This window comes from Sphingobacterium sp. T2 (assembly GCF_000814685.1).
Lineage (GTDB): Bacteria > Bacteroidota > Bacteroidia > Sphingobacteriales > Sphingobacteriaceae > Sphingobacterium > Sphingobacterium thermophilum.
In genome coordinates, this window is record NZ_JXAC01000184.1 from 1 (window position 1) to 1,842 (window position 1,842).

Below are 1,842 nucleotides of genomic sequence, written 5' to 3' on the forward strand. Positions count from 1 at the left end.
GTCCTTGTTCGGAAATCCACTACGACATGCGTTCGGAAGAGGAACGTGCTCAGGTGAAAGGACAGGATTTGGTGAATGCTGATCATCCACAGGTGATAGAAATCTGGAACCTAGTATTTATGCAGTATAACCGTCTTAAGAACGGTACCTTGGAGTTGTTACCTAACAAGCATGTGGATACAGGGATGGGCTTTGAGCGTTTGGTACGCTGTATCCAAGGGAAAACTTCCAACTATGATACGGATGTTTTTCAGCCATTGATTCAGTATATAGAGCAGAAGTCAGGCATCAAATATGGTGCGGATGAGAAGACCGATATCGCTATGCGTGTGTTGGCAGACCATATCCGTGCGGTAAGTTTCGCTATTGCGGACGGGCAGCTGCCATCAAACAATAAGGCAGGCTATGTTATACGCCGGATTTTACGTCGTGCTGTGCGTTATGCGTATACCTTCCTGAATTTTAAAAATCCATTTTTCCATGAGTTGGTAGCTGTATTGGCAGAACAGTTCAAAGGTGTTTTCGACGAACTGTATCAACAGCGGGACTTTGTGGAGAAAGTTATTCTGGAAGAGGAAGTGTCTTTCTTGCGTACACTGACTACAGGTATCCAACGTTTTGAACATTATGCCGAAAATCATACAGTCATTGACGGCGACTTTGCCTTCGAATTGTTTGATACCTATGGATTCCCTATCGATTTGACAGAGCTGTTGGCTCGTGAAAAGGGATTGACAGTAGATATGGAAGCTTTTGATAAAGCTTTGCAAGCACAGAAAGATCGCTCACGTGCAGCTACGGCTATTGATACCGGCGACTGGGTGGTAGTGAATGAAGGTGAAGATACCGAATTTGTGGGATATGACAACCTGACTGCTACTACAGAAATCGTAAAATACCGTAAGATAAAGGCCAAAGGTAAAGAACAATATCAGCTTGTGTTGTCAGTGACGCCTTTCTATGCTGAGGGAGGTGGTCAGGTAGGGGATACCGGTGTGTTGATCTCTGAGGCTGGTGAGAAAACATACGTTACAGACACCAAGAAAGAAAACGGCTTGATCGTTCATTTTGTAAATCAGCTGCCTTCATCTTTGGAAGGGTATTTTGAGGCCAAGGTAGATGCTGCAAAGCGTCTAGATACGGAGAGCAACCACTCTGCTACACACTTGTTGCATGCTGCCTTAAAGCAGGTATTAGGAGAGCATGTGAATCAGAAAGGTTCGTTGGTTACGGCGGATGTGTTGCGTTTTGATATATCGCATTTTGCGAAGATGACTTACGACGAAATCAAAGCTGTAGAGGATATTGTTAATGCTAAGATTCGTGAAAACATTCCTTTGAAGGAAGAGCGTCAGGTGTCTTACCAGAAAGCTATAGAATCTGGCGTAACAGCTTTATTTGGTGAAAAATACGGAGATTTTGTGCGTGTGATCACTTTTGATGATAGCTTCTCCAAAGAGCTGTGTGGAGGAACACACGTAAAAGCAACAGGACAGATAGGCTTCTTCAAAATAATATCGGAGTCTGCTGTAGCTGCTGGAGTACGTCGTATAGAAGCTATCACTGGCACGAAAGCGGCGGCGGTAATCCGTGAACATTTCGAGCTGGCGCAGAATATGAAAGAAATCTTAAACAACCCTAAGGATTTCGTCTCGGACAGTGACAAAAATCGTTGAGGAAAACAGTGCGCTGAAAAAGGAAATCGAAAATGCTATACGCGAAAAGTCTTTGGCAATGAAAAAGGAGTTGGAGGCTAAGCTGGAGGTTATAGATGGTATCAACTTCTTAGCCACCCGTGTTAACTTGCCGAATGCTGATGCTGTCAAGACTTTAGCTTATGCA

At 44.0% G+C, this 1,842-nt stretch carries 1 pseudogene; it reads left to right on the forward strand.

Features of this window, described 5'->3' with window-relative positions:
- Positions 1–1,842 (forward strand): annotated as a pseudogene (gene alaS / locus SD31_RS11345) (alanine--tRNA ligase); the annotation flags it as partial.